The organism is Gordonia sp. J1A, assembly GCF_055393515.1.
Genome location: NZ_AP041607.1, coordinates 1,428,526 through 1,452,745, shown reverse-complemented (window position 1 = coordinate 1,452,745; position 24,220 = coordinate 1,428,526). Strand labels below are relative to the sequence as shown.

The 24,220-nt window shown below is 68.0% G+C and carries 22 protein-coding genes; 10 read left to right on the top strand and 12 right to left on the bottom strand.

What is annotated here, in order from left to right; translation table 11 throughout:
* Positions 1–8: 8 nt before the first annotated feature.
* From ACZ5QD_RS06755 to ACZ5QD_RS06745, 3 genes are all read left to right on the top strand, one after another.
* Entirely contained in the window at positions 9–530 is a 522-nt protein-coding gene (locus ACZ5QD_RS06755; RefSeq protein WP_006895426.1) for a 3-hydroxyanthranilate 3,4-dioxygenase, read from the top strand.
* Position 531: 1 nt separating this feature from the next.
* Positions 532–1,524 carry an amidohydrolase family protein gene (locus ACZ5QD_RS06750; protein ID WP_464367192.1) on the top strand — a complete coding sequence of 331 codons (993 nt, stop codon included), beginning with the start codon at positions 532–534 and terminating at the stop codon, positions 1,522–1,524.
* Between the two features lie 201 nt (positions 1,525–1,725).
* Positions 1,726–3,057 carry an MFS transporter gene (locus tag ACZ5QD_RS06745; RefSeq protein ID WP_222111851.1) on the top strand — a complete coding sequence of 444 codons (1,332 nt, stop codon included), beginning with the start codon at positions 1,726–1,728 and terminating at the stop codon, positions 3,055–3,057.
* 60 nt (positions 3,058–3,117) lie between these two features.
* On the opposite strand, the gene ACZ5QD_RS06740 is transcribed toward ACZ5QD_RS06745, so the two are convergent.
* Positions 3,118–3,924, bottom strand: coding sequence for an IclR family transcriptional regulator (locus tag ACZ5QD_RS06740; protein WP_045536798.1), 807 nt, complete (start codon positions 3,922–3,924; stop codon positions 3,118–3,120).
* Between the two features lie 72 nt (positions 3,925–3,996).
* Here ACZ5QD_RS06740 and ACZ5QD_RS06735 point away from each other — a divergent pair, with 72 nt between their 5' ends.
* The 3 genes from ACZ5QD_RS06735 to dmpG are packed head-to-tail and all read left to right on the top strand — an operon-like array spanning position 3,997 to position 6,816.
* Positions 3,997–4,836, top strand: a complete 840-nt coding sequence (locus tag ACZ5QD_RS06735; protein ID WP_222111416.1) for a 2-keto-4-pentenoate hydratase — start codon at positions 3,997–3,999, stop codon at positions 4,834–4,836.
* On the top strand, positions 4,829–5,794 hold the full coding sequence (locus ACZ5QD_RS06730) for an acetaldehyde dehydrogenase (acetylating) (protein ID WP_006895433.1): 966 nt from the start codon (positions 4,829–4,831) through the stop codon (positions 5,792–5,794). The genes ACZ5QD_RS06735 and ACZ5QD_RS06730 overlap by 8 nt, the downstream gene beginning before the upstream one ends.
* Complete coding sequence (gene dmpG / locus ACZ5QD_RS06725) at positions 5,791–6,816, top strand: 4-hydroxy-2-oxovalerate aldolase (RefSeq protein WP_006895434.1); 1,026 nt, start codon at positions 5,791–5,793, stop codon at positions 6,814–6,816. The genes ACZ5QD_RS06730 and dmpG overlap by 4 nt, the downstream gene beginning before the upstream one ends.
* A gap of 139 nt (positions 6,817–6,955) precedes the next feature.
* On the opposite strand, the gene coaE is transcribed toward dmpG, so the two are convergent.
* Positions 6,956–7,903, bottom strand: a complete 948-nt coding sequence (gene coaE, locus ACZ5QD_RS06720) for a dephospho-CoA kinase (protein ID WP_197078043.1) — start codon at positions 7,901–7,903, stop codon at positions 6,956–6,958.
* A gap of 62 nt (positions 7,904–7,965) precedes the next feature.
* Here coaE and ACZ5QD_RS06715 point away from each other — a divergent pair, with 62 nt between their 5' ends.
* Entirely contained in the window at positions 7,966–9,480 is a 1,515-nt protein-coding gene (locus tag ACZ5QD_RS06715; RefSeq protein ID WP_464367191.1) for a PQQ-binding-like beta-propeller repeat protein, read from the top strand.
* Positions 9,481–9,533: 53 nt separating this feature from the next.
* Here ACZ5QD_RS06715 and ACZ5QD_RS06710 read toward each other — a convergent pair whose 3' ends face one another.
* Positions 9,534–10,079, bottom strand: coding sequence for an SWIM zinc finger family protein (locus ACZ5QD_RS06710; RefSeq protein ID WP_006895437.1), 546 nt, complete (start codon positions 10,077–10,079; stop codon positions 9,534–9,536).
* Positions 10,076–11,767: a DEAD/DEAH box helicase gene (locus ACZ5QD_RS06705; RefSeq protein WP_278123921.1), complete on the bottom strand. Its 1,692-nt coding sequence runs from the start codon at positions 11,765–11,767 to the stop codon at positions 10,076–10,078. Before ACZ5QD_RS06705 ends, ACZ5QD_RS06710 begins: the two co-directional genes overlap by 4 nt.
* 157 nt (positions 11,768–11,924) lie before the next feature.
* Between ACZ5QD_RS06705 and ACZ5QD_RS06700 the strand changes: the two genes are divergently transcribed.
* Positions 11,925–12,683 (top strand): TetR/AcrR family transcriptional regulator C-terminal domain-containing protein, encoded by a 759-nt coding sequence (locus ACZ5QD_RS06700; protein ID WP_062367750.1) that lies wholly within the window; start codon positions 11,925–11,927, stop codon positions 12,681–12,683.
* Positions 12,684–12,727: 44 nt separating this feature from the next.
* Here the strand turns inward: ACZ5QD_RS06700 and ACZ5QD_RS06695 are convergent, their stop codons facing one another.
* The 8 genes from ACZ5QD_RS06695 to ACZ5QD_RS06660 all read right to left on the bottom strand — a co-directional run bounded on the left by ACZ5QD_RS06695 (position 12,728) and on the right by ACZ5QD_RS06660 (position 21,358).
* Positions 12,728–13,255, bottom strand: coding sequence for an LppU/SCO3897 family protein (locus ACZ5QD_RS06695; RefSeq protein ID WP_308128715.1), 528 nt, complete (start codon positions 13,253–13,255; stop codon positions 12,728–12,730).
* A gap of 299 nt (positions 13,256–13,554) precedes the next feature.
* Positions 13,555–14,076: a ribonuclease FAU-1 family protein gene (locus ACZ5QD_RS06690; protein ID WP_006895441.1), complete on the bottom strand. Its 522-nt coding sequence runs from the start codon at positions 14,074–14,076 to the stop codon at positions 13,555–13,557.
* 47 nt (positions 14,077–14,123) lie between these two features.
* Positions 14,124–15,368, bottom strand: coding sequence for a PucR family transcriptional regulator (locus tag ACZ5QD_RS06685; RefSeq protein ID WP_222111411.1), 1,245 nt, complete (start codon positions 15,366–15,368; stop codon positions 14,124–14,126).
* On the bottom strand, positions 15,365–16,801 hold the full coding sequence (locus ACZ5QD_RS06680; protein WP_464367190.1) for a phytoene desaturase family protein: 1,437 nt from the start codon (positions 16,799–16,801) through the stop codon (positions 15,365–15,367). The genes ACZ5QD_RS06685 and ACZ5QD_RS06680 overlap by 4 nt, the downstream gene beginning before the upstream one ends.
* Complete coding sequence (locus ACZ5QD_RS06675) at positions 16,801–18,714, bottom strand: DUF3556 domain-containing protein (RefSeq protein WP_464367189.1); 1,914 nt, start codon at positions 18,712–18,714, stop codon at positions 16,801–16,803. Before ACZ5QD_RS06675 ends, ACZ5QD_RS06680 begins: the two co-directional genes overlap by 1 nt.
* A gap of 109 nt (positions 18,715–18,823) precedes the next feature.
* Positions 18,824–20,278: a class I adenylate-forming enzyme family protein gene (locus ACZ5QD_RS06670; protein ID WP_464367188.1), complete on the bottom strand. Its 1,455-nt coding sequence runs from the start codon at positions 20,276–20,278 to the stop codon at positions 18,824–18,826.
* A 121-nt stretch (positions 20,279–20,399) separates the two neighbouring features.
* Positions 20,400–20,846, bottom strand: a complete 447-nt coding sequence (locus ACZ5QD_RS06665) for a QcrA and Rieske domain-containing protein (protein ID WP_006895449.1) — start codon at positions 20,844–20,846, stop codon at positions 20,400–20,402.
* A 68-nt stretch (positions 20,847–20,914) separates the two neighbouring features.
* On the bottom strand, positions 20,915–21,358 hold the full coding sequence (locus tag ACZ5QD_RS06660; RefSeq protein WP_006895451.1) for a VOC family protein: 444 nt from the start codon (positions 21,356–21,358) through the stop codon (positions 20,915–20,917).
* A 124-nt stretch (positions 21,359–21,482) separates the two neighbouring features.
* Here ACZ5QD_RS06660 and uvrB point away from each other — a divergent pair, with 124 nt between their 5' ends.
* Complete coding sequence (gene uvrB, locus ACZ5QD_RS06655) at positions 21,483–23,636, top strand: excinuclease ABC subunit UvrB (protein WP_039867008.1); 2,154 nt, start codon at positions 21,483–21,485, stop codon at positions 23,634–23,636.
* Positions 23,637–23,748: 112 nt separating this feature from the next.
* Complete coding sequence (locus ACZ5QD_RS06650) at positions 23,749–24,192, top strand: universal stress protein (protein WP_006895453.1); 444 nt, start codon at positions 23,749–23,751, stop codon at positions 24,190–24,192.
* The last annotated feature ends 28 nt before the right edge of the window (positions 24,193–24,220 follow it).

The following is a 24,220-nucleotide window of genomic DNA, read 5'->3' as shown; positions in this document are numbered from 1 at the left end:
GAGTTCCCATGACGACCATTCCGCCCGTCATCGATTTCCAGCGCTGGATCGACGACAACCGCCATCTGCTCAAGCCGCCGGTGAACAACCAGATGATGGCGCTCGGAGACGACTTCATCATTCAGGTGGTCGGCGGCCCCAACGAGCGCTACGACTACCACTACGAGCCGTACGAGGAGTGGTTCTACCAACTCCGCGGCGACATCCACGTCAACCTGATGACCGAGGACGGGCCGCGACGGGTCGATGTCCGGGAAGGGGAGACGTGGCTGATGCCTGCGAACATTCCGCATTCGCCGCAGCGGCCAGACCCCGATTCGATCGGTCTGGTGATCGAGCGGGTCCGCAAGGAGGGCACGCTGGAGAAATTCCAGTGGTATTGCCTGGAATGTCACACCAAGCTGCACGAGGTGGAGTTGCAGGTGCGCGACCTCGTCGAGGACATGCCTCCGGTCTTCGACTCCTTCGGTTCCGATGAGCAGGCCAGGACCTGCCGTGAATGCGGCGCCCTCCATCCGGGGAAGGGCTGAAGTGAGCGACATCATCGACGTCCACACCCACTATGTGCCGAAGGGATGGCCCGACCTGCGCGACGTCGCCGGTCCCGAAGCGCCGTGGCTGCGTGTGGAGTCCGAACGCGAGGCGATGATGATGACCGGCGACGTCGAGTTCCGCCGGATCCAGTCCGACGCGTGGGATCCGGAGGTGCGCCTGCGCGATATGGACGCGGACGGGGTGGCGACCCAGGTGGTCTCGCCGACGCCGGTGTTCTTCAATTACGCGAGGACCGGTGAACAGGCCGCGCGGATCTCCGCGGTGTTCAACGATCTGGCACTCGAGATCGTCGACGCGGCCGGCGAACGGATGATCCCGTTCTGTCAGGTGCCGCTGCAGGATCCCGATCTCGCATGCGAGGAACTCGACCGGTGCCTCGCCAACGGGCACCGCGGCGTCGAGATCGGCAACCACGTCGGCGATCGTGATCTGGACGACGAAGGCGTCGTCACCTTTCTGCAGCACTGCGCCGACCGCGACGTCCCCGTCTTCGTTCACCCCTGGGACATGGAGGGATCGCCGCGACTGGACCGCTGGATGGCGCGATGGCTGGTGGGGATGCCCGCCGAGTCGCATCTGTCGATTCTGGCGATGATCCTCGGCGGCACGTTCGACCGAGTGGACGAGCGGCTCAAGATCGCCTTCGCGCACGGCGGCGGCTCGTTCGCCTTCTGGCTCGGTCGGATGGAGAACGCCTGGCATCGGCGCCACGATGTCATCGGCACCTCCGAATATCCGCCGTCGCACTATCTCGGACGGTTCTACGTCGATTCGGTGGTCTTCGACGAACGCGCGTTGCGGCTGCTGGTCGACACGATCGGGCGCGACCGGGTGCTGGTGGGCAGCGACTACCCCTATCCGCTCGGAGAGCGGCCGGTCGGCGAAGTGGTGCGAAAGAGCGAATTCCTGGATTCGACCACCCGATCGCTGATCACACACGGGAACGCCGAGCGCTTCCTGGGACTCTGAGTCTCCCCGCACCGGAGCCGGGCGGTGTCCGGCCGCCGGGTGGTGCGCCGACGGCCCGCTCCATCCCTATGCCCGCCGGGGCATCGGTACCGCGGCGAAAGGCATTTCTCACGCGCCGCCGTATGCCGTCTTCTGAATGTGACCCCGATTACTGAGCGTTCGTCGGCGTCGCCACCTCACACCCATGAAAGGCCGATATCGATGTTCACCCGATCCTCCGACAAGGCGCTGAGCGATCAGCAGGCGCGACGCCGGGTCGCCTCGGCGATGCTCGTCGGCACCACTCTCGAGTGGTACGACTTCTTCCTCTACGGCACAGCTGCCGCATTGATCTTCAACAAACAGTTCTTCCCGTCCCTGAGTCCCGCCGCCGGCACGCTCGCGGCCTTCAGCACGTTCGCCGTCGGCTTCGTCGCGCGTCCGCTCGGTGGCCTCGTCTTCGGTCACTTCGGCGATCGGGTCGGACGGCGGAACACGCTCATCGTCTCGCTCCTGATGATGGGTGCGGCCTCGACGCTGATCGGCGTGGTGCCCAACTACGGGTCCATCGGAGTGTGGGCGCCGGTCCTGCTGGTGCTGCTTCGCGTGGTCCAGGGGCTCGGTCTCGGCGGCGAGGGTGCCGGCGCCACGCTGATGTCGATGGAGCACGCGCCCGCAGGCAAGCGGAACCTCTACGCGGGTTTCCCGCAGATGGGCACTCCCGCCGGACTGGTCCTGGCGAACGTCGTCTTCCTGACCACCAATGCGGTGATGCCGTCCGGAGCCTTCGACGCGTGGGGCTGGCGGATCCCGTTCCTGCTCAGCGCGGTGCTTGTGGTGATCGGTCTGGTGATCCGCCTGCACGTCGAGGAGTCACCCTCGTTCAGCCGGGTCGTCAGTCACCGGGCCGTCGAGCGGTTCCCGCTGCGAGAGGCGATGCGCGTGGGTGTCGGGCGGATGGCACTGACGCTCGGCGTGATGATCGCGAACTCAGCGGTGGCCTACGTGTTCATGGTCTTCACCCTCTCGTACGGCACCGAGCACCTCGATTACAGCCGTTCCTTCCTCATCGTCTGCGTCTCGGTCGCGGCCGTGATCTGGTTCGCGACCATCCCGTTCTGGACTCGGATCGCCGACCGCAGCGGCCGGCGCTCCATGTTCGTCGGAGGGTCGGTCGCGCTGCTGATCTGGTGTCTGGTCTTCCTGCCGATGCTCGGCACGGGCAGTGCGGTGATCACCGCCGCGGCATTCCTCGGAATGGGCCTCATCGTGCCGATCACGCACAGCGTCCAGGGCGCGATCATCGCCGACACCTTCCCGGCCGCCGTCCGCTACTCGGGAACTTCGCTGATCCTGCAGGTCGGCGCGATTCTGGGCGGGGGACTGGCACCGATCGTCTCTTCGGCGCTGGTCGGGGAGTCCGGTGGCGCCGCCGGCGTCACTGCGTATCTCGCCGTTGTCTGCCTGCTCAGCCTGGTGTGCGCGGTGGTGCTGTTCTCTCGGGTGCCGGAGCCGGAACCCGCTGAGGCGGCCGCCGAAGGTGCGACCGTGTGACGACTCGCGACACTCCGGCGACGAGGCGGGGCGGCCGATTCGATCGGCCGCCCCGCCTCGTCAACGCAGCGTGCGTCGACGGTCGAGGGTGGACGCGATCCCGGTCGCTGCGGCGCGGACCGCGTCGGTGTGCGCCTCGGGTCGGTACCGCGTGAGCGGACCGGTCACGCTGACCGCGGCCACCACGGTGTTGTTCGCGACGTCCAGGATCGGCGCCGCGACGCACGCGATGCCGGGAGCCGACTCCTCGTACTCGAAGGCCGCTCCGGATTCGCGGATGGCATCGAGTTGGCGCGCCAGGATGCCCGGCGCGACGATCGTTCGCGGGGTGCGGCGGGGGAGCGGTCCGGCGAGGACGCTCTGCTGCAGAGCGGGATCCGAGTGCGCCAAGAGTGCCTTGCCGATCCCCGTGCAGTGCAACGGCATCCGGCCGCCTGTGCGCGAGGGCGCGCTGGCCTGACGGTGACCGCCGATCTTCGCCACGTAGACCACCTCGTGGCCGTCGAGGACACCCAGGTGCACGGTCTCCCGGGTTCGCCCGTAGAGGTCCTGGAGGAAGGGCATCGCGATCTCCAGCAGACTGCGTTCCACCGACGCGAGCATCCCGAGTTCGAACAGGCCGCCGGACAGTCGGTACCCGTCGTCGGTCCGGTCGAGGAGCCGGACCCCGACGAGTTCACCGGCCAGCCGATGCACCGTCGCCTTGTGCAGACCGGTGCGGCGCACCAGTTCGGCGAGGCTCAGTTCGTTGTCGTCGACAGTGAAGGCCCGGAGGATGGTCACCACTTTGCCGACGACGGTGGCGCGGTCCACGGCGTGCTCGCCGTCGCCCGGATCCGACGGTTTCGAGGGCGTCGTTCTGGCCATGCGGACGACACTACCGCCTCCGTCTCGCTCAGCGAGACGACGCTCTTCTCTTCGGGCGGCGCAGCGGTGAGCATGGTCACCATGATCGAGACCACCGAACGCGAACCGGCGCAGAATCCGGTCGCCGAAGACCAGGCCGCGCAGCGGCTGCTCACCGCCCTCCAGACCAGACAGGCGTGCACTCCGGTGCGCGACCTGATCGGACCCACGGATCTGGCCGCGGCCTACCGCGTCCAGGAACGGCTGACCGCGGGCCGGGTGTCCGGCGGCGCGACGATCGTCGGCCGCAAGATCGGCCTCACCTCTGCGGCCGTTCAAGACCAGATGGGCGTCGACCAGCCCGACTTCGGCGTCCTCTTCGACGACATGGCGTACGGCGACGGCGAGGTGGTTCCGATCGACCGGCTGCTGCAGCCCAAGGCCGAGGCGGAGGTCGCCTTCGTCTTGAAGAAGGATCTCGCCGACGGTCCGCTCGACATCGAACAGATCCGCGATGCGATCGACTACGGCGTCGCCGCACTGGAGGTCTGCGACAGCCGCATCGACGGCTGGGACATCGCATTCGCCGACACGGTCGCCGACAACGCCTCCTCGGGGGTCTACGTCCTCGGCACCGACCGCAGGACGCTCGACGAGTTCCGTCCCGTCGACGTCGGCATGTCGATGCTCATCAACGGCGAGGAGGTCTCGACCGGTGAGGGCGCGGCCTGCCTCGGAGACCCGCTCAACGCCGTCGCCTGGTTGGCCCGGGCCGCCCGCGACTTCGGCGAACCCCTGCGCGCGGGTCAGGTGATCCTGTCCGGAGCGCTCGGCCCCATGCGCCCGATTCAACCCGGAGACGAGGTGACCGTCGTGATCGACGGCCTCGGATCGGTGAAAGCCCGTTTCAGTGAAGGGAACTCCCATGAGTAAGACGTCAGGCGGCAAGACGAAGGTCGCCATCATCGGCTCCGGCAACATCGGGACCGATCTGATGATCAAGGTGCTGCGGACCGCCAAGCACCTCGAGATGGGTGCGATGGTCGGCATCGATCCCGACTCCGACGGCCTGGCCCGCGCCCAGCGCCTCGGCGTGCCCACCACGCACGAAGGCGTCGAGGGTCTCGTCGCGATGCCGAACTTCGACGAGATCGAGATCGTCTTCGACGCCACCTCGGCCAAAGCCCACGAGCACAATGCGTCGATCCTGCAGCCGCTGGGCAAGCGGTTGATCGACCTGACGCCGGCGGCCATCGGACCGTACGTGGTGCCGGCGGTGAACATCGGCGACCATCTCGATGCGCAGAACGTCAACATGGTGACCTGCGGCGGGCAGGCGACCATTCCGATCGTCGCCGCGGTGTCCCGCGTGGCGCCGGTCGCCTACGCCGAGATCGTCGCGTCCATCGCGTCCAAGTCGGCCGGACCCGGCACCCGCGCCAACATCGACGAGTTCACCGAGACCACGTCGGCGGCCATCGAGCAGGTCGGCGGGGCCCGCAACGGCAAGGCCATCATCATCCTGAACCCGGCCGAACCGCCGCTGATAATGCGCGACACCGTGTATGCGCTGGTCGATGCGCCGGACCTGGACACTCAGGAGCGGATCCGCAATTCGGTCGAGAAGATGGTCGCGGACGTCTCCGCATACGTCCCGGGGTACCGACTGAAGCAGAAGGTACAGATCAACCCGATCGCCGAGGGGTCGCCGGTTCAGACGCTGATGACCCAGGAGCCGGAGTCGGCTCCCACCCACCAGGTGTCGGTCTTCCTCGAAGTCGAGGGTGCCGCGCACTATCTGCCGGCCTATGCCGGGAACCTCGACATCATGACGTCCGCGGGCCTGCAGTACGCGGAGCGGATCGCAGCGCTGAAGGAGTCCAACGCATGAGCACCCCCATCTTCGTCCAGGACGTCACGCTGCGTGACGGCATGCATGCCATCCGCCATCAGATCAGCACCGACGACGTCAAGCGCATCGTCTCTGCGCTCGACGAGGCCGGCGTCGACGCCATCGAGGTGGCGCACGGCGACGGTCTGGCGGGCGGCTCGGTGAACTACGGGCCCGGTTCCAACACCGACTGGGAGTGGATCGAGGCCGCGGCGAGTGTTCTGAAGAACGCACGGCTCACCACTCTGCTGCTGCCGGGCGTGGGCACTGTCGAGGAACTGAAGCACGCATGGGATCTCGGCGTCCGGTCGGTCCGCATCGCGACGCACTGCACCGAGGCCGACGTCTCCGCACAGCACATCGCCGCGGCGCGGGAGATCGGCATGGACGTCTCGGGCTTCCTGATGCTCTCGCACATGTCGACCCCCGAGAAGCTGGCGGAGCAGGCCAAGCTGATGGAGAGCTACGGCGCGCACTGCGTGTACATCACCGATTCGGGCGGACGCCTGACGATGAACGACGTGGTCGCGCGAGTGAAGGCCTACCGGGCCGTGCTGAATCCGGAGACCGAGATCGGCATCCACGCTCACGAGAATCTCTCGCTGTCGGTCGCCAACTCGGTGGTCGCGGTCGAGAACGGCGTCTACCGCGTCGACGCCTCGCTGGCCGGCCACGGTGCCGGAGCGGGCAACTGCCCGATCGAGCCCTTCGTCGCCGTCGCGAATCTGTCGGGCTTCGAGCACCGCTGCGACCTGAACAAGCTGGAGGACGCGGCCGACGACATCGTCCGGCCACTGCAGGACCGCCCGGTCCGCGTCGACCGCGAGACGCTGACGCTCGGATACGCCGGCGTGTACTCGTCGTTCCTGCGTCACGCCGAGGCCGCGGCCAAACGGTACGACCTCGACGTGCGCGACATCCTCACCGTGTGCGGTGAACGGCGTCTGGTCGGTGGCCAGGAGGACATGATCGTCGACATCGCCCTCACTCTGGTGGCGGAGCGCGACGGCGAGGTCGCCTAGCATCTCGCTCAATTCGACGAAGCCCGCGCGGTCACCGACTGCGCGGGCTTCGTCGTGCCGAGCGGATACCGGACCCTGTCTGGCGTCGTCGGCGCTGATTCGACGGGCGACCGGAGTCTGACGTCCGCCACGCGAACCGCTACGCCGACGGCGCTACCGGACGCACGTGCACGCGGACCGGACGCGCCGGATCGGCGCTGGCGTGCAGGCGTTCGTCCTCGGACGACGACAGCCGCGGGAACCCGCCGTCGGCGAGTGCGTCCGCGAGCGAATCCGCGGAGCCGAGGTCGGCGACCGTCACCCGGATATCGATCACCGGTGGCGCCGACTGCCCGACGACGGCGGTCGGGCCGACGTGCTCGACCGCCGTCGCTCCGGCCCCGACCAGCGCCCATACGCGGTTCACGACGCGGCGTCCCAATACGGCCCACCAAGGGTCGTACTCCTGTGGCCGTGTCGGCAGCTCGGCACAGACGCGGCCGGCAACGTTGTCGCGCAACGGAATCAATCGCTCGTTCCAGACGCGCAGAGCCTGAGCCGCGAGCTCGTCCGGGGTCCCCGAGTTATCGAGCCAGATGTCGGCGACGTCTCGACGCTGGTCGTCCGTCGCCTGCGCCGCGATTCGGGACCGCGCGTCTTCGGGATCCATGCCGCGCAGATTCACCAGGCGGTCCAGCCGGACGTCCGCATCCGCGTGCACCACGGCGACCACGTGATAGAACGGCGCCATGTTCCCTTCGACGAGGAGCGGGACGTCGTGAAGGATGATCGCGTCGGCGGGCGCCGCGTCGGTGAGCTCCTGGGTCCGCGCGCCGATCAATGGATGCGTGATCGAGTTCAGGAGCTTGCGACTGTCGTCGTCGACGAATGCACGCGCCGCGAGGGCCGGACGGTCGAGAGCGCCGTCGGCGTCGAGGATCTCCGGTCCGAAGGCGTCGACGAGCTGAGCCAGACCCGGCGTGCCGGGCTCCACCACCTCGCGGGCGATGCGGTCGGCGTCGACGTGATACGCGCCGTGTTCGATGAAGGTCTTGGCAACCGTCGATTTGCCGGCGCCGATGCCGCCGGTGAGTCCCACTCTGATCACGAGTCCCAGTGTGTCAGACCATCGGTCACCGCAACGTACGGCGTGATGGTTGAATCGGCGATATGCCGCCACTGTCGCATCGGAGTGTTCTGCCCGTCGTCGTAGTTCTCCTGATGATCGTCGAGGTGGTCGTGGTCGGCGTCGTGTTGTGGCCGCGCGGAGACGACGATCTCGAGTACGGGCCGGGACCGATTGCGCTGCAGTCCATGCCGTCGGCGCCGGGTGAACGGTGGAAGCTGACCGCGGACGACGTCCTGGGAGCTGACGAACCCGCCGACGAACGTGCGTCGATCTCGATCAAGGCGCAGTCGGATGATGTGGTGGTGGTCGTCGGCGCTGCCGAGCCGTACGCGCGTACGACGCCGTTGGCGGCGGTCGACGTGCAGTCGGGGAAGGTGCTGTGGAGCCGACGCGAGGCGGGTCACTGGGCCGACTGCGCCGTCGGAGACGGCCCGACGCTGGCATGTACGAAGAACGTCCGAGTGAGCGGCGAAGCCGTGGCTCGCGTCTCCTTCTTCGACCTGAGCTCGGGTGCCGAGCGCGTCGTGCAGACCGTCCGCGTCCACGGGGCGCCCAGCATCGTGACGGTCGATGACGGATTCGTCGTTGCGGTGCCCAGGGATTCAGGCGTCGGACTCCGCGAGGAGGGCCCGGTCCCCGACAGGGGTGCTGCCACCGTGGACCGGAGACCGTTGATCACGCGATTCGAGCCGACGGGGCAGCGTTCGTGGTCGGTCAACGGGTCGACCGGAGAGCGCACCGTGCGGTCGGTGGTCGGCTCCGGGGTGATCGTGATGGAGTCCGGCGACGGTGCCGTCTCCTTCTACCGGGCCGACACCGGCACCCTGGTCCACCGTGAACCGACGTCGTCGGCTCCGAGCTGTGGCGCGCCGGACGAGGTCACCGGAATGATGGTGTGCACGTCGATCGTCGGGCAGCCGTCGAGACCGAACTACTTGCTCTATGAAGGTGGATTCGCGGTCAACCCGGCGGGCGGGAGTCCGGTGACCGTGACGTACGACGAGACCGGGCGGCAGACCGGCCGATTGATCGGGTGGCGGCTCGCCGATGATGACGATGTCGTGCGCGACGGCCAGCTCGTCGAACCCGAGTCGATCCCCGTCGTCTCCGGGCGCAAGGTCGGCGTCGTCACCGCTGACACGGGCGCGCTGCGCTGGACCCGAGCGGTCACGGGCGACGGCATCGCAAAGGTCCGCGCCCTCGACGAACGACACGTGGCGGTCGGAACGAGCGAGTTCGGGCCCGGCGATGCGTACTCGGAGACCTGGCGGCTCATCGATGCGGCCACCGGCGAGTCCGGTGGAACCGTCACGTCGAACTTCGGGGCATGGCTGTTCGGGTTCGACGGTCGGCGACTGCTGTTCGCCGGCGACCCGGCTGAGCACCAGCGGCCCAATGCTCCACGACTGACGGCGTTCGACGGCGAGAACGGAAGCAGGCGGTGGACCATCGACCCGGCAGACCGGGATGCCGGTTGGCAGCAAGTCGGGCGCGTTCTCTACTCGGTCGGCTCGACCGGCTACGGACCCGGCTGGATCGCCCGCTACGCCTCCTGACCGGTGTCGCGCAATCGTGAACCGATCCGCCACGCGACCGGCGGGGCCGCGCCTCACCCGTAGAACGTCGCCGGATCCAGTGCGGACAGCGGCGTCCACGGGCCGATGCGGTCGTCCGCAGGCACCTCGCCGTCGAGAGCGTCGCCGAAGCCTCGCAGCGACAACGCCAGCCGGGGATCCTCGTCGACCAGGCGAATCGTCTCGTAGAGCAGCGCGAGGACGTGCACGCAGCGCGGTGACCGCGCGCGACACGAGCAGTCGACCACTGCGAGTTCCGGCGGTCGCGGGCCGAGTGCGGCGTGGACCTCGTCGGTCAACGCGGATGGGCCGGGTGTGGCACCGACCAGGTCAGCGACCGCACGCGCCGCGTCCCGTCCCATCGGAGCGAACTCGAGATACGCGACGGACGCCGCATCGCCTGCGACGACGGTGCCGCGGATCAGACGTCCCTCCACGTGCACGTCGTTCATCGCATTGCGCGCCATGCGCCTCGCTCTCGGCAGGGCGGGCTCCGGCCTGGTGACGTGGGTCGGCTCCGCGATCCGGAGGAAGTCCCGGCCCCAGACGGTGAATCCGAACTCTGTGCTACTGGTACTCATGCGGTCTCCTCTCGGTTCCGGCGCAGGACTTCGATCAGCCGTTCGTCGGAGAGCTCGGTGAGAACCGCGAGCGCGCCGGCGTCGGCGTCGAGGTCCAGCGCGGCCTTCTTCCGGTGCATCGTGGCGATGTGCTCCTCCAGCGTTCCGGCCGTGGTCAGCGTGGTGACGGTGACGATGCGATCCTGGCCGATCCGGTGCACCCGGTCGGTCGCCTGAGCTTCGACCGCGGGGTTCCACCATCGATCGAAGTGAACGACGTCGGCCGCGCGGGTGAGGGTGAGACCGGTGCCGGCGGCCTTGAGGCTCGCGACGAGAACGCCGCAACCCGCGCCCGACTGATACTCGTCGACGATCCGGTCGCGTTCAGTCCGCGTGAGCCCGCCGTGCAGGAAGGGAACCCGCGTTCCGAGGAGGTCGCCGAAATGAGCGGCGAGCAGTTCACCGGTCTGGCGGTACTGCGTGAACACGACGGTGGGCGAACCGTTCTCGACGTTGGTACCGACGATCTCCGCGGCGACGTCGAGCTTTCCCGAACGACCCTCCACACGACCGGTGACCGGTCCGGAAGCGATCAGACCCGGATGATTGCAGACCTGCTTGAGCCGGGTCAGGGCCGCCAGGATCGCGCCGCGTCGCGCCATCCCGGCTCCGAATCCCTCTGCCTCGGCGCGGTCGAGGATCGCGTCGTAGATCCTGCCCTGTTCCTCGGTGAGGTCGCACTGCACGTCCGTCTCGATCTTGGGTCCGAGGTTAGCGGCGACCTCGCTCTTGGTGCGTCGCAGAACGTGTCCCGAGATCGCATCGTGCAGACGGTGCTTGGCCGTGGCCGAGCCGTTCTGGATCGGCAGCGTGTAGCGGCGGCGGAAGAGCGCGCGGTTGCCGAAGGCGCTGGGCGCGACCAGGTTCAGCACCGACCAGAGTTCGTCGAGATTGTTCTCGATCGGCGTCCCGGTGAGCGCGATCCGTGCGTCGGCGGTGATCGCCCGCGCGGCGCGCGAGACCTGGGTCCGGCTGTTCTTGAGCGCCTGCGCTTCGTCGAATACGGCGGTGGCCCATCTCACGGCCGCGAGTGCGCCGGTGTGACGGCGAAGGGTGGGATACCCGGTCACGACAACGGTGCGGTCGCCGGGCGGTGGCAGTTCGCCGCCGCGGAAGTCGGCGGCCTCCAGACCGGGAGTCCAGCGGCGTATCTCGCGAATCCAGTTCGTCACGAGGCCGGTGGGACACACCACCAGCGCCGGCCCGTGGTCGGCGCGGGCCAGGTGGGCGATGGTCTGCAACGTCTTGCCCAGCCCCATCTCGTCGGCGAGGATTCCACCGCCCTCCGCGCATACCTCGGCGAGCCAGGTGACGCCCCGCAGCTGGTAGGCGCGCAGGTCCGCGGTGAGCAGGGGCCGGAGCGACTCGGCCGCGGCGAGGGTGTCGACGAAGACCGCACGAGCGTAGGCGGCCGAGGTCGCGGCGTCACCGGTCGCGTTCAGGACCGCGTGCGCGGCGGGAGGCAACTCGACGTCCGCGTCCGGGTCGGCAGCGATGCGCGACCAGGCCTGCGCCGACGGGGTCTGGCAGGCGGGCAGGTGGTCGGCGTCGACGATCCGGCAGGCGACGTTCGAGGGGACGAGGCCTGCCGTGGGCCCGTGCCCGGAGGGCAGCGGAATGCGAAGGGTATGCGTTCGCCCTGCGGACACCGAAGGCGCCCACAGGGCGAACGCATGCCGGTCGGTCAGATAGGTGGCGTGCAGGGGTACGTTCTGCCTGGTCAGAATGTCTCCTCCGAGAAACTGTGGGGATGACGTACGATGTACGGAACTGATACCGTACGCCTTACGGAGAGGATTGTCGAGGATGGCGGACGAGACCGAGAACGTGCGGCGCACCGTCGAACTGCTGTGGCGGGCACCGAGTGATGTTCAGGTCCGGCCGGGACCGCGGCAGCGCACCACCGTCGAGGCGGTGGTGCGGGCGGCGGTGGCGATCGCCGATGCGAACGGGCTGGCGCAGCTGTCGATGCGGGTGCTCGCCGCGGACGTCGGACTCAAGCCGATGGGGCTCTACACGTATGTGCCGAACCGGGAGATTCTGCTGGCTCTGATGGTCGACGCGGTGGCGGTCGAAGACACCGCGATCGACACGAGCGCGACTATCGACGCAGTGCTGCGGGCGGTTGCCGATCAGTACCGTGACGAGATCCTCCGGCATCCGTGGCTGCTCGACGTCCCTGCGTGGCGCCCGGTCCCGGGACCGGGCTCCTCGCATAGATACGAGGTCCAGCTCTCCGCCGTCGCGGCGGCCGGGGCCAGGTCGGGGAAGCACTTCGGCGATGTGGAGCTGGACGCGGTGATCGCTTCGCTGCGAGCCTTCGCCATCGGCAATGCCCGCTCGCGGATCGACCAGATGGTGACGTACGCGAACTCGGGAATGACCGACGAACAGTGGTGGGAGACGGCCGGGCCATTGCTCGCCGATGCGATGCCCGAGGGGCGGTATCCGATCTCGTCCCGGGTCGGCACCGCCGTGGGCGAGGAGTTCGCCGGCCCGGGAAACGCCGACCACGCGTACGAGTTCGGCCTCACCCGACTGATCGCCGGCATCATCCGCGGATGAGTGCGGGTGCGCGATCGGTCGGATGAGGCCGGTGCCGGGACGGGCTACTTCCAGCCGTACCCGTCGCCCTGAATCTCGGCGCAGAAGCCGATCCGGCGCGCCGGATCGGTCTGCACCTCGTAGGTGAACGCCTTCTGCTTCTCGGAATCGGTGCAGTTCGGCACGTTCGCGGACTCGGCGCGCTCGGTGATCTTGTATCGGGCGGTCAGGCTCGACGAGGGCGTCGAACAGGCGACGGTCTTGAGGTCGGCGCCGATCGAGATGGTCGATTCCTCGTAGCACGTGCCCACCCGGTAGTTCGGGATCAGGCACATCACCTTGTCTGCTGCGCCGGTGCCGTATTCGTACACGTAGTAGTTGTAGTGGCCGGCTTCGCATGCCGCCTGGGAGTCCAGTTTGGCGCCGACGATGTACGAGACCGAGCTCGTGTCGGCGCAGTCGATGGCGGCGGTCGTCACATCGGTGGTCGATCCGTCCACGGTGATACACGAACCGATGGGGCTCGAGTCGACGCTCGTCCCGCTGTCCTTGTCCTTCAGGATCGTCGCAGCTACGGCTCCGGCGATCACCACTGCGAGGAGGATGACGGCGACGATGACGACGCGTCGGATCCCGTTCTTCTTCGGCGGCGGCGGATAGCCCGGCGTGCCGGGGACGGGAGCGAACCCGCCGACGGGCGCTTGCGGCTGCGGGTAAGGCTGTCCGTACTGAGGATACGGTTGAGGCTGGGGTCCGGGCTGCGGATACGGCGCAGGTTGTCGGCCGGCTCGGGCTGGTGGGGCGGGGTCGGAGGCGTCATCGACGGCGGACTTCCTGTGAGGCAGATGAGAACCGTAGGGGAGTCTGTCACACGTTCGTCCGATACCGGCGATCAGGCTCGATCGAGCCATTCGAGTGGTGTACCCGCCTGCGCGTCGAGCCACGACTGCACATCTCCCGAGGTCGTCGCGCCGATCAGCGCCGTCGTCGCGATCCGCACGGCGTCTTCGGCCTGTGCGGTGGTCAGGAACCCGGCGGCATGCGCGTCGAACAATTCGTCCACGTCGATCAGCGCGAGCGGTTCGCCCGGAACGTCTACGAGATCCAGATACCAGTCGACCGCGTGCCAGCGGCCCGCCTCGTCGGGACCGGAGAACTCGCCGATATCGAGATACAGGCGTTGCCCCGGGCGGTGGCCGGCCACGAAGTGGAAGATGTTGGCGCGCAGTCCGAGAGACGGCAGCAGCCAGCTCTCCAGATGAGTGAAGCGCGGATGGTCGGCGGTGCGCGACATGTACAGCCCGAAGTCGGTGACGCGGTAGTCGAGCACCTCGCGCACGACGCCCTTGTTATCGGTGTTCGTCATCGCGGGGACGTCGAAGACCTCGCGCTTGGGCGGATGCAGATCGGCCATGCGCCCAGCTTGTCACAGCGACGGACGGCCGGCGGTGCGGAACGGCGTCATCGTGCGATGAGCACCATCGGGCCGAGGAACTCGCACGCGGTCAGCGCCAACCCCACGTCTAGCCGGTCGTGGTCCGGCCCGACGGTCGCCAGCGCCTTGTCGATGCGGTACTTGACGCTGTTCCGGTGGAGGCTGAGCCGTTCGGCGGTCCGCACGTGACTGTCGCCCGTCGCGAGAAAGACGGCCGGGGTTTCCCGCAGCGACGCGGCCGACGGGCTGTCTTCCGCGAGGTCGCCGAGGACTTCGCGGACCCACGGCCGGGTGTGCTCGATGTCGCGTTCCAGCATCGCCGCCAGCGCGATCCCGCGATCCCCGAAGCCGGTCACCTGGCCGGTCGGGCTGTCCGGCAGATGCGCGACGGTGAATGCGGCGCGCGACTGCTCGTGACTCCGGCAGAATCCGGCGGTCCCCGGCGCAGCGTCGCCGAACGCCATCCGCACACCCTCCGGCAGTGAGGCGGTCCGCAGGGCGGCGACGGCGTCCGTGCCGCGCGCACGGTCCGCCAGGGGCACCCACGCCCAGAGGGTGGAGGCGTCGACCGGAGCGATGAGCGCCGGTCCCGCCGACCCGATTCCGGCGAAGACTCGGCGCGCCACCCGATCGAGGTCCGCCAGTTCCAGGGACGCGCGTTCGGTGAGCCACAGGATGATCGCGCGATGCACCCGATCGAGGCGGTAGCCGGTCTCGCGTTCGAATGTGGCCGCGCCGGCTTCGGGAGCCGCGAGGAGATTGTGCACCGTCGAGGACAGAACGGTGCCCTGCGTCCCGATCCACCTGCGCCGTTCGTCCTCGTACACTTCGAACACCGCGGCGGTGATCCAGTCGATGTAGCGATACAGCACGGTCGAGACGTACTCGGTGAGCTCGACGGTCTCGGCCGCACCCAGGTGCTGGTCGGCGATGAGTCGGTAGCAGCGCTGCTGAACCAGGTTCTGGCCCATGTGGTAGGCCCGGACCAGCGCGTTCGACGGAATGTCGCGCTGAGCCAGACGCAGCGCGTATTCGACGGCCGCGGTCGGCGGCTGCAGATGAGCCAGCGGAATGTCGTTGGTCAGGATGTGAACGATGTTGGTCACGTTGGCGTGGACACTGGCCTCGAGCATCTCGACCAGCACCGGATCGGTGTCGAGCGGTTCGATCCCGCGCGCCAGTGCCTCGGCGACGACGTCCGAGAGTGCCAGGTGTCCGGCGCCGAGCGCTCGGCCGACCTCCGCGGCCCGGGCACGGACGATCTCGGTCACCGTCGTCGCCCGTCGCCCGCCCGTCGCAGATGCCGCAACGCCGACTCGGCCGCGTGATAGCCGCACAGACCGTGGACGCCGGGGCCGGGCGGTGTGGACTGCGAGCACAGGAACACCCCGTCCACTCCGGTCGAGTACGGATCCAACGCTGCCCTGGGACGAAACAGGAGCTGCAGGCCGTCATTGGCCCCGCCCATGATGTCGCCTTCGGCGTAATTCCGGTTGTACGCGGCCATCTGGGGGACCGTCGTGGTCTTCATGTCCACAATGGTGTCGCGGAATCCGGGCGCGAACCGCTCGATCTGCGAGATCACTTGCTGCGTCGCGTCGCCGGAGTAACCGGCCGGAACGTGCGCGTACGACCAGATCGGATTGATCCCCGCCGAACTGCGCGTCGGATCGGCGATGTATTGCTGTCCGACCAGGACGAACGGCCGGTCGGGCAGGACTCCCCGGTCACGGAGCTTCTCGGCGCGCCTGATCTCCTCGAAGGTCCCGCCCAGATGGACCGTGCCCGCACGTCCGCAGTCCTTATCGCGCCACGGGATGTCGCCGCGAATCGCGAAATCGACCTTGAACGCGGCGGCACCGACCCGGTGCCTGCGGTAAGCGCGCCGGATACGCGGCGGCATCCGATCGCCGTAGAGCCGTTCGGCCTGTGCGGGAGAGAGGTCGAGCAGCACGACATCGGCGGCGGGGATCTGATCGCGGGACGTGATGGTGACACCGGTCTCGATCGTGCCGCCGTGATCGGCCAGGGCGGCCGTGACCGCGGCGATGATGGAGCCGGAGCCGCCTTCGGCCACCGGCCAGCCGTATCGGTGCCCGCTCGCAGCGATCATCAAGCCCAGCGAGGCGGTCAGCGGTCGGTCGAAGTCGGTGTACACGTGGGCGGCGATGCCGCCGTAGAGTGCACGCCCGGCGGGGGTGCGAAACAGCCTGGCCATCACTGACACCGGGAGCAGCGCCCGCGGGCCGAAGGCCGCGAGTTCGAACGGGTGGACGGGTGCATGGGCGATCGGCCGCAGCAGATCGTGTCCGAGATCGTCGAAGTTCCTGGCGAGATCCCCGAGGGCGGCGCGCCAACGGCGCCCGTCGGCGCCCAGCCCGTCCGCGGTCTCGGTGATCGACCGGAACAGCAGCGCGGTCTCACCGGAGTCGAGGGGATGGGCGCAGTCGATCTCGGGCCGGCGCCATCGTAAGCCGTAGCGGCCGAGATCGATCTCCCTCCAGAACGGCGAACCCACCCCCATCGGATGAAACGCCGAGCACAGGTCGTGGATCACACCCGGCACCAGTGACTCCGCCGAGCGAGCACCCCCGCCGACGGTGTCCGCGGCTTCGAGCACCTGGACCTTCACGCCGTTGCGTGCGAGCTGCAGCCCGGCGGCGAGCCCGTTGGGCCCGCCGCCGACGATGACCGCGGTGGACATCAGACGGTCTCCGCCGCAGGCGTATCCGTCTCCGCCGGCTTGTCCGTCTTCGCGACTGTCTCCGTCTCCGTCGAAGTGCGGGGTCCGGCTTGATGATTCACGGTCTCAGCCTGGTCGACGCTGGTATAGGCGTCAATGCCCGGATGCGGGCTCGCGAACTCGCGACGCCAGGTCACCTCCACCGGGATCGGGCCGTGCGGCAGCCACGGCTGTTCGTTCACCGCGTCGCGGACCCGCCACCGGCCGCGCTCCACGACACCGAGTGCGGCGTCGATGATCAGATAGTCCTGGGTTCCACGGTGGATGGGCTGGGACTCGGCCCACACCACGGTGAACTCGCCCGGTGCGAATCCACAGCGACGTTGCAGGGCGGCGATCATCTTGGTGTCGTGGAGATGGCCGTCACCGAAGTTGAACGCGACCAGCGAGTTGCAGGAGAACTCGGCTTCGCGCAGGTCGTAGGTGTTCATCCGGTCGTCGCCGAGATGCCGCTGCATCAGCGACAGCAGGCCGCGGCCCTGGCTGTGCATCGATCGCCAGGCGAGCATCTGGTGCATCACCACGTCGGCGACCTCGTCCGGGAACGTCGCCGTGAGCTGCGTCTTCGTGTTGAGCGAGGAGCGCACCACGTGGCGGTTGAGCTTCTCCTCGGCGCCGGGCGCGAAGGCCCAGGTGGCCGCCGCCCAGTTGCCTGCGTACTGCCGCATCGACGGGAGGAAGGAGACGAGGTCGGGGCGCAGATTGCCGAGGACCGGGAATACCAGCAGCGCCACCGCGATCAGCACGATCAGCCAGGGTGAGCCGGTGTCGGACAGGGCGTAGCCGTCCCATGCCGGAAAGCCGAGGAACAGGAAGACCGCGCTGTAGGCGAAGAGGATGTTCCACTCGAGCGGGACCGCCAGCGGGAACGTTGAGAAGATGAACAGATGGAAGCAGACCATCAGGACCACGGCCGCCGCGGTGAGTGTCCGATCGGCTGAGAACAGCAGGACCAGGGGAGTGGCGATCTCGACGACGGTGCCGAGTACGTGGCCGAGCAACCCGGCGATCTTCGACGGACGCAGGTCGTCGGGGAACGAGCGGTAGTTGAGGCGTTTGACCGACTTCAGGGCGAGCCACGGCGTGTTCGACATCATCGGCCCGATCACCATGGAGAAGTGCTTGCCCATCTTCGAGACGCCGGCACCGACCCACACCACCACGATGAGCAGTTTGAGCGCGAGGATCATGTCGACGAAGGGCAGGAAGGCGAAGAAGGCCACCGCAGGCAGATACTGCTCTGATCGCGCCGCGATGAACGGCACCTTGTCCCGCAGCCCCAGGATCACCATCATCGCGAGGTAGGGATAGAGCACGGCCGGATCCACGAGACCGTGATTGCCCGGCACCAGAGCGTCGAGCCGGCTCCCGTGCACGGTGGGCAGGAACAGTGCCACGACGAGGTTCACGACGATCGCCGCGTAGAGCGCGACGTCGAAGAGGGTTCGGGAGTCACCCTTGGTGAAGGGAACTCTGTCCGGCCACGGTGGCAGCCGGATGGTCCGGGGCCGGAGCCAGAACAGCGCGCCGCCGGTCATCGGCTTGAAGTGCCCGGCCAGCGGTCCCCACGAGCCGCCGACGCCCAGCGTCTCGACGAGGAGTGTCCAGAGGACCAGCTTCTGATACACCACCGGCTGGTTCCACCACTCCGAGACGGCCAGCGGCGAGTGGCCCGAGCTCAGCGTGGCGATCGTGACGCCGACACCGATGTAAAGGATGAGGACTTTGGCGAGGTAGATGAGGTGAACCGCCTTCTGCGTACCGAAGCCGTACTCGGCCCAGTGCGTGCTGAGCACGCGCAGGCGGTCCAGCAGCGGTCGCCGGCGGAAGGTCGCCGGATCGACCGGCGGGAAGTCGGGTTGCGTGAGACCCATGGTTGGTCACTCCAATCGTGTAGGGAGAGAGCGGAGAGCAGGTGTTCGCCGGACAGGGGGTATCGCGCCGCGGCGTGCGCGGCGTGCGGGAAGTCGGGGTGCGAGAGCGTCAGCCGGAGACGAGCCCGCGACGGAGGGCGGGCTTGTCGATCTTGCCGACCGGGTTGCGGGGGAGTTCGGTGACGATGTGGACGGCGTCGGGGAGTTTGACCCGCGCCAGCCGCCCGGCGAGGTGCGCGGTGATCTCATGGGAGTCCACGGTGGCGCCGGGATGGCGGACGACGTAGGCGACGGGCACTTCTCCGTACAGGCTGTCCGGTGCGCCGACGACGGCGCACTCGAGGACGTCCGGGTGCGTCGCGAGCGCCGCCTCGATCTCCTTCGGATACAGGTTCTCGCCGCCGCGGATGATCATGTCCTTGATGCGGTCGACCACGGTGAGGTAGCCGTCGGCGTCGAGGCGTCCGACGTCACCGGTGTGCAGCCGCCCGTCGACGAGGACGTCAGCGGTCGCGCCGGGCCGGCCGAGGTAGCCGAGCATCACCGCCGGACCGCTGATCACGATCTCGCCCGTCTCGCCTGCGGGCAGCGCGCGGCCCTCGGCGTCCACGACGGCGATCGTCTGGCCGGGCAGGGCGGGTCCCACCGTGCCGAGCCGGCGTTCGCCGCGCAGCGGATTGCAGGCGCTGGCGCATGTGGCTTCGGTGAGTCCGTAGCCCTCGAGGATCGGGAACGCGAACCGCGACTGGACCAGCGTGAGGAGCTCTCGCGAGATCGGAGCCGCACCGCAGATCGCGACTCGGATCGAGGACATGTCGGCGTCGGCGGAGTCGGAGGAGGACGCGAGGAGCGCGTAGACGGTGGGGACACCGGAGAAGTACGTGGGCCGCAGGCGACGCACGTCGTCGAAGAACCTGCTCACGGAGAACCGTCCGGTGATGCTGACCTGAGCGCCTGCGAGGAACGGTGAGAGGACGGACACGCAGATCGCGTTCACGTGGAAGAGCGGCAGAATGAGGAGGGCGTGATCGGCGGCCGTCAGTTCCAGCAACCGCACCATCGACGTCGCCATGAAGTGCAGGTTGGCGTGGGTCAGCTGCACGCCCTTGGGGCGCCCGGTGGACCCGGATGTGTAGATCAGCAGGGCCACCGCATCACGCGGCGGGGCCGCAGGCGCGATCCACCCGGAACTCGGTTCGAGGGCGAGGTCCTCCACGTCGAGGACGGGCCGGTCGCCGACGGCACGGTCGGCGACCACGACTCTCGCGCCGGCATCGTCGAGCTGATGGGTGGACTCCTCGTCGGTGAACGCCGGATTGACCGGCGTCGCGGTCGCGCCGAGCCGCCACGCGGCGGCCATCACCACGATCAGTTCCGCACGATTCGGCAGCATCGCGGCCACGACGTCGCCCGCGACGACGCCGCGTGCGGCGAGTTGTTCTGCGCAAGCGTCGACCCGAGTCGCGAACGCCGCATACGAGTGTTCGTGGCGGTCGTCTCGAATGCACGGTGCCTCGCCTCGAACGGCATTGTCCCAGGGGAAGTACGACGCGGTCGGAGTCACGTGGGTCACCTTTCATTGATGTTGTGAGAGACAACACTAGAAAGGTGTTCGTGGGCGGGCTACGGCCTGCGAAGCCAGAATTCGCGGCGGTGATTGTGCACTGAGCACAAGGCCCGCGGCGTCACTGCCGGATGATGTTGGAACCGTCGACTCGCACCGAGACCTTGCTGAGCGGCCGGTCGGCGGGGCCGTTCGCGACGGTGCCGTCGAGGTGGAACTTACTGCCGTGGCACGGGCAGTCGATGGTGCCGTCGCTGACTCCGGAGAGGGTGCAGCCCGCATGCGTGCACGTAGCGTTGAACGCTTGGTAATCGCCCGCTCTCGGCTGGGTGATCACCACGTCACCGGCGATCACCCCACCGCCGACGGGGACGTCGGAGACGGTGGCCAGCGTGCCGGCCGGGGCTCCGGACGGCGGGGTCACGCCCGCCGGAGCGGACTCGCGCGAACCGCACGCGCTCAGCGCGACGCCGAGAGTCAGGGCTCCGGCGGTGGCACCCGCGCCCGCGACAAAGGTCCGGCGCGAGACGCCCGCGGGGCTGGTTGAGGTCGGGGTGTCAGAAGACATGGCTGGTCGGTCCCTTCGGTAGCGAGTCGATGCGGATTCATCATCGCGCAGCCCGAGTGCCGGTGCGGTCAGACGCCGCGGATGGTTCCGTCGTCGTCGACGGAGAAGGCCGGGTTCCATACGAAGTCCCACCGGAAGCCGTCCGGGTCGGCGACGCATGCGCTGGTGCCGCCCCACTCCTGAGTCGTCGGCGGGTTGATCGCTGACGCGCCGGCGGCGACGGCCGCGTCGAACATGCGCTGCACGGTGGCGGCGTCGCCGACGTTGTGTCCGAGCGACATCGGCGGGGCGAGCTCGCCGTGACCCACAGCGCCGTACTCGCCGGGCATGGAGGAGACGTTCCACAGTGCGAGCATCAAGCCGGGGCCGATCTGCAGGAACGTGATCTCGCCGGGGATCGAGTTCAGGACGCGGAAGCCGAGTCCATCGGCATAGAACGTCGTCGACCGCTCGACGTCGCGGACGCCGAGAGTGATCGCGCTGACGGGAGGTGGAACGGCGGGAACTGTCATGGCGACCTCCGAGGACCGATTGGCTGTACGGCGATTCTGCACCAGGGGTCGGACATCGACTACCCCTCCAGGGCGCCCTCGTTTCGATCCGGCCCATGTCAGACCACGCGTCTACCCTGGTGTCATGGCATTCCCAGCGGAGAAACCGGTGATCGCGCACTCGGAGTTCCGGCCGATCGGAGAGATCGAGCGTACCGACGCGAAGTTCGAGGTCGTCAGCGAATACGAGCCCGCGGGCGACCAGCCGACCGCGATCGCAGACCTGGAGCGACGGCTCAAGGCCGGTGAACGCGACATCGTCCTGCTCGGTGCCACCGGCACGGGCAAGTCGGCGACCACCGCGTGGCTCATCGAGCGCGTGCAGCGGCCCACCCTGGTGATGGCGCCCAACAAGACGCTTGCCGCTCAGCTCGCGAACGAGTTGCGAGAGATGTTGCCGCACAACGCCGTCGAGTACTTCGTCTCGTACTACGACTACTACCAGCCCGAGGCGTACATCGCGCAGACGGACACCTACATCGAGAAGGACAGCTCGATCAACGACGACGTGGAGCGGCTCCGGCACGCGGCCACGTCGAGTCTGCTGTCGCGCCGAGACGTGGTGGTGGTTGCGTCCGTGTCCTGCATCTACGGCCTGGGGACGCCGCAGTCGTACCTCGACCGCTCGGTGGAACTGTCCGTCGGCGACTCGATCGACCGCGACGCGCTGCTGCGGCTGCTGGTCGACGTCCAGTACACGCGGAACGACGTCGCGTTCACCCGTGGCGGGTTTCGCGTACGGGGCGATACCGTCGAGATCATCCCCTCGTATGAGGAGCTCGCGGTCCGGATCGAGTTCTTCGGCGACGAGGTCGACGCGCTCTATTATCTGCATCCGCTGACCGGTGAGGTGGTGCGCAAGGTCGACTCGCTGAGGATCTTTCCCGCGACCCACTACGTCGCCGGTCCGGAACGGATGGCGGTCGCGATGGCGAGCATCGAGAAGGAACTCGAGGAGCGGCTCGCCGACCTCGAGGCCAAGGGCAAGCTGCTCGAAGCGCAACGACTGCGGATGCGGACCACGTACGACCTCGAGATGATGCGTCAGGTCGGCTTCTGCTCGGGTATCGAGAACTACTCGCGCCATATCGACGGCCGCGGACCGGGGACCGCCCCGGCGACCCTGCTCGACTACTTCCCGGACGACTTCCTCCTGGTGATCGACGAGTCTCATGTGACTGTCCCGCAGATCGGCGCGATGTATGAGGGCGACATGTCCCGCAAGCGCAATCTGGTCGAATACGGGTTCCGTCTGCCGTCCGCCGTCGACAACCGTCCGCTCACGTGGGACGAGTTCGTCGACCGAGTCGGACAGACCGTGTATCTGTCCGCCACGCCGGGACCCTACGAGCTCGGCCAGTCCGGAGGCGAGTTCGTCGAGCAGGTCATCCGACCGACCGGCCTGCTCGATCCGCAGATCGTGGTGAAGCCGACCAAGGGACAGATCGACGATCTGGTGCACGAGATCCGCGAACGCACCGACCGCCAGGAACGGGTGCTGGTCACCACCCTCACCAAGAAGATGGCCGAAGACCTCACCGACTACCTGCTCGAACTCGGCATCCGGGTGCGCTACCTGCATTCGGAGGTCGACACCCTCAGGCGCGTGGAGTTGCTCAGACAGCTGCGCACCGGTGAATACGACGTGCTCGTCGGCATCAACCTGCTCCGTGAGGGCCTCGACCTTCCGGAGGTCTCGTTGGTCGCGATTCTCGACGCGGACAAGGAGGGCTTCCTACGCAGCACCACATCGCTGATCCAGACCATCGGTCGCGCCGCCCGAAACGTCTCGGGCGAGGTCCACATGTACGCCGACAAGATCACCGATTCGATGGCGAATGCGATCGAGGAGACCGACCGGCGTCGTGCCAAGCAGATCGCCTACAACGAGGAGAAGGGGGTCGACCCGCAGCCGCTGCGGAAGAAGATCGCCGACATCCTCGACCAGGTGTACGCGGAGGCCGAGGACGCGGTGGAGATCGGCGGCTCAGGACGCAACGCCAGTCGAGGGCGACGCGCGCAGGGCGAAGTGTCGAAGGTCGCAACCTCGGGGGTCATCGAGAATCGGGACACATCGGCCATGCCCCGCGCGGAACTGGCCGATCTGGTGCAACAACTCACCGAGCAGATGATGAATGCGGCCCGTGATCTGCAGTTCGAGTTGGCGGCACGCCTGCGTGACGAGATCGCAGATCTCAAGAAGGAACTGCGCGGAATGGACGCCGCAGGGATCAAGTGACGCAGATCCGCGGTGAGTCAAGGTATGTTCATGACCGGTAAGGCATTCCGAGGCCGGATGCGGAGATCGTTCACATATCGGCCCCACGTCGCTTCTGGAGGGAAAGACAGGCATGAGCGGTTACACCACAGTCGTGGTCGGCACGGACGGCTCGGAGTCGTCGATGAAGGCAGTCGAGCGTGCTGGAGCGATCGCCGGGGACGCAACCGTCGTCATCGCGTGCGCGTACTTCCCGAACGACGGGAAGGCGGCCGCCGCCGCGTCGGACACGCTGCGTGACGAGGCGTACCAGGTGATGGGATCGTCGCCGACCGAGGAGATCCTCCGCACCGCGAAGGAGCGGGCCGTCAAGGCCGGTGCCACCAAGGTGGTCCAGCGTGCGGTGCAGGGCGCCCCGGTCGACGCGCTTCTGCAGCTCGTCGTCGACGTGCAGGCGGATCTGCTGGTGGTCGGCAACAAGGGCCTGAACTCGATCGCCGGCCGCCTGCTGGGTTCGGTCCCGGCCGACGTCGCGCGCAAGGCCGCCTGCGATGTCCTGATCGTCCACACCACGTAGACCGGCACGACGCGGGGCGATTCGTATC